The 3,706-nt window shown below is 49.3% G+C and carries 4 protein-coding genes; all 4 read left to right on the top strand.

Features of this window, described 5'->3' with window-relative positions; genetic code table 11:
• The first annotated feature begins 78 nt into the window (after positions 1 to 78).
• Genes LI114_RS13170 through LI114_RS13155 form a run of 4 tightly spaced genes read left to right on the top strand, consistent with a single transcriptional unit; the run spans position 79 to position 3,665 of the window.
• Complete coding sequence (locus tag LI114_RS13170) at positions 79 to 783, top strand: fibronectin type III (RefSeq protein ID WP_227221056.1); 705 nt, start codon at positions 79 to 81, stop codon at positions 781 to 783.
• Between the two features lie 17 nt (positions 784 to 800).
• The gene (locus LI114_RS13165) at positions 801 to 1,361 is read left to right on the top strand and encodes a hypothetical protein (RefSeq protein WP_227221055.1); all 561 of its coding nucleotides are present in this window, start codon (positions 801 to 803) and stop codon (positions 1,359 to 1,361) included.
• Positions 1,358 to 3,382: a DNA topoisomerase 3 gene (locus LI114_RS13160; protein WP_227221054.1), complete on the top strand. Its 2,025-nt coding sequence runs from the start codon at positions 1,358 to 1,360 to the stop codon at positions 3,380 to 3,382. Before LI114_RS13165 ends, LI114_RS13160 begins: the two co-directional genes overlap by 4 nt.
• On the top strand, positions 3,375 to 3,665 hold the full coding sequence (locus LI114_RS13155; protein ID WP_227221053.1) for a hypothetical protein: 291 nt from the start codon (positions 3,375 to 3,377) through the stop codon (positions 3,663 to 3,665). Before LI114_RS13160 ends, LI114_RS13155 begins: the two co-directional genes overlap by 8 nt.
• Positions 3,666 to 3,706 lie beyond the last annotated feature (41 nt).

The raw sequence follows: 3,706 nt of genomic DNA, 5'->3' as shown, positions 1-3,706 counted from the left end.
CTTTCTATTTTACTTCTTTGAGGTTGGAGTGTCAAGTTTTATTATACTATATCAACGATCTCTGTTTCCTGCCTGAAAGTGGCTTGGAATGGTGAGCCTGACCGTGATTATTATGTGAGCTGCACGGCTCACGATGATGATTATGCTTATGCGGATAATATGTATTTTGAGTTCAAGTCCAATGAGCTTTGTTACATAACAGGTCTGCGTGAGGGTACGGAGTACACGGTAACGGTCGAGCCTATTCTTTCAGATGATGAAAAGGACGGTTATACCGCAGTTTACGCAAGTGCTGACGGCAAGACGGAAACGGTAGAGGTCATTTATGAGTTCCCCTATGAGGACGGTTGGACAAACTGTTTTGCAGGAGAACGAGCTTCGGGCTTGACGGCAATGCCAAGCTCAGGAGCAATATATGGCTCAAAGGTCGATACCATAACAGGCACGGGCATTCGCCGTGATGATTATGGTGATTACTGCTGTGCTATGGGCGTATGGTATGGCTACTGCAATGACAGATTTTTAATCGAGCTTGAGAATGGCACTCAGTTCACTACGAAAATCTGCGACAGCAAAGGCTATGCCGACGATGGCGATGGCAAGTATCACAACTTCGGCGGCAGCGGTAAGTGTATCGTGGAGTTTATCTACGATGATTATAATTTACCGTCCTGCGTGGCTTTCTCAGGCTCTTGGGGTTATTACAACTGGAACGGTCTTGACCTCGGAGCAAACATCAAATCAATCAAGAAGATCAACTACGGTGAACCCGTAGACTACTAAATTTGGAGGTTACTATTATGAACGTAAAGAAGATCATCAAGGGTATTATCGGACTCGGTGCAATCGGTGGCGTTGCCTACGCAGCTTATAAGCTCGGTGAATCCGACGGAAGATTTAACGAGATTCACCGCCGTATGACTGAGAACGGAGATGAGGACGATGAGGACATTGAGGTCGAGGAGGACGATGATTACAGGTTCTACGACAATTACGATGAGCCTGACGATGGCTGCATCGCTCCCATTGACTTCGGCAAGATGAACGATGCACCTGCTGAGAAGTATGAGGACAGCAAGTGTTGTTCTGCGGATAAGGACACATTTGCACCTTTCTCCTCTGTTCAGGTGAACGGCATTTCGGAGAGTGACTTCCTGTCTCTGCTCTATCAGATCTCTGCAAGAAAGTACATCTCCAACAAGGCGATCAGAGAGTACCTCGATGTTGATACCGACAAGGCGGCTGAGGTGCTGTCGGTTCTGTATCATGCCGGCTACATCGCTTCGGAGACTGGCAAGCGTATTCCCGTCCGCCTGACTATCTCTGACTATTTTTCCCTTATCAGAGGTGATCGCAAGTGAGTATTCTGATCGTGGGCGAAAAGCCCAGCGTTTCCCGTGCGATCAGTGCGGTGGTCGGTGCTTCATCTGCACACAAAGGCTACACCGAGGGTAACGGCTATGTGGTTTCGTGGTGTGTCGGACACCTTGTCGGTTTGAAGTTCCCGAACGAATACGGCAACGGCTGGGACCAGAGGTGGAGCTTTTCACAGCTTCCGATGCTCCCCGAAAAGTGGCAGTTCCGTGTGACTGACAGCACAAAGGCACAGTATGAGCTGCTGAAAAAACTTATGAACAGAGTCGATGTTTCGGAGATCATCTGTGCAACGGACGCTGACCGTGAGGGCGAGTGTATTTTCCGCTATGTGTATAACATGGCGAACTGCAAAAAGCCTGTGAAGCGGTTGTGGGTATCAAGCCTTGAAGAGTCGGCTATCCGCAAGGCTCTCACAACGATGAAGCCTATGTCCGCATACGATAATCTGTTCAATGCAGGCTATGCCCGTGCAAGGGCTGACTGGCTTGTGGGAATGAACAGTTCTCGTCTGTTTTCCGTTCGTTACGGCGGTAAGCTCAACATTGGCAGAGTGCAGACACCGACGCTCGCAATGATCGTTCAGCGTGATGCTGAGGTCAATGGGTTTATCAAGCAGAAGTATTACACGGCAGACCTGAACTGCGGTAAGTTCATTCTTTCTTCTGCAAGAATTGACGATGAAAATGTCGCTGAATCACTTGTTTCTGCCTGTGACGGCAACACAGTCACAATCAGCTCGGTCAAGCGTGAGGTCAAGACCGACAAAGCGCCGAAGCTATATGACCTGACCACGCTCCAAAGAGAAGCAAACAAGGCTTTCGGCTATACGGCACAGCAGACGCTCGACTATACGCAGTCGCTCTATGAGGGCAAGCTCGTTACATATCCTCGCACAGATAGTCAATTCCTGTCCGATGATATGGCGCAGACGGCACTTGATGTGGCAAAGCTCTGTGATACCTATTTCGGGTTCGGTATCTCGCATACACCTGATATTTCAAAGGTCATCAACAATGCTAAGGTTTCGGGGCATCATGCAATTATCCCCACAAGCGGTATCGCAACGGCTGACCTTTCTTCTCTGCCGTCCGGCGAGAGAAATATCCTCACGCTGATCGCAACAAAGCTGATCTGTGCAACGGCTCCGGCGCACAAGTATGAAGCTGTTAAGCTCACAGGTATCTGCAATGGTACGGAGTTCATGGCAACGGGCCGCACGGTGCTTGAAATGGGTTGGAAAGCCTATGCCAAGCAGTCCGACAAAAAGAATGAGGAAAAGTCTCTGCCTGCGGTATCTGAGGGACAGACCTTCACGGTTGCTGCAAGCAAGGGCGAACACTTCACTTCTCCTCCGAAGCCGTATACCGAGGACACACTTCTCTCCGCTATGGAGAGAGCCGGAAATGAGGACTACGACGAGGACATCGAAAAGAAGGGACTCGGCACTCCTGCCACAAGAGCTGCGACTATCGAAGCACTTGTAAAGAATGGCTATATGGAGCGTGTCGGCAAACAGCTCAGGGCAACGGATAAGGGCAAGGAGCTTGTGACTGTTGTTCCCGATGAAGTGAAGTCCGCAAAGTTGACCGCAGAATGGGAGTCCAAGCTCCAGCAGATCGAACACGGCAGCCTGCCCGAAGCGGTCTTTATGTCGGGTATTCAACAGTTTATCACTGAGATGTGCAGTAAATACGGCTCTGTGGATAAGTCTGTTTCTCTTTCTGACGGCGGTAATGAGCCTGTCGGCAAATGCCCGAAGTGCGGTGCTGAGGTGGTCAAGGGTAAATTCGGTTACTACTGCAAGGGCAAGTGCGGTATGAATATCGCAAAGGTGTACGGCGTGGAGCTTTCCGATACCCAGGTCAAGGGACTTCTTGACGGCAAGTCCACAAGCTACACATCTAAGGGCAAAAAGACGATCGTCCGCCCTGAGATCGTGGAGAATCCGTATAACGGCAAGATGTACTATCAGTGGAAAACAGAAAGGGGTAACAAGAATGGATAACAAACAGCTTGCGGAAGTCGCAAAGATCCTCGGTGTCTCCGAGGACAGTATTTCCGCTATGGACGATGAGATCAAGAACAGTATGACAGCGGTCTTTGAACAGGTCGCCGTCAAAAACGATGAGGACAAAAAGGCTGTCTTTGAAGCCCTCGACAATCTATGGCAGAAAGGCTCTATCTACATTGAGCTGAGTGAAGTCGCAAAGTCCACGGGTATCACCACCGAAACGCTCCGCAGTCTTGACTATGAGACTCAGCAGACTATCGTCTATGATATAGTATAATAAAACTTGACACTCCAACCTCAAAGAAGTAAAATAGAAAG

The organism is Ruminococcus sp. 210702-SL.1.03, assembly GCF_020559915.1.
In the GTDB taxonomy this organism is placed as follows: Bacteria; Bacillota; Clostridia; order Oscillospirales; family Ruminococcaceae; genus YE71.
This window is presented reverse-complemented; position numbering and strand designations above follow the sequence as displayed.

What these genes read in the sequence shown, in the direction of transcription:
- LI114_RS13165 (WP_227221055.1), top strand. Translation starts at nt 801, where the DNA reads ATGAACGTAAAGAAGATCATCAAGGGTATTATCGGACTCGGTGCAATC.
- LI114_RS13155 (WP_227221053.1), top strand. Translation starts at nt 3,375, where the DNA reads ATGGATAACAAACAGCTTGCGGAAGTCGCAAAGATCCTCGGTGTCTCC.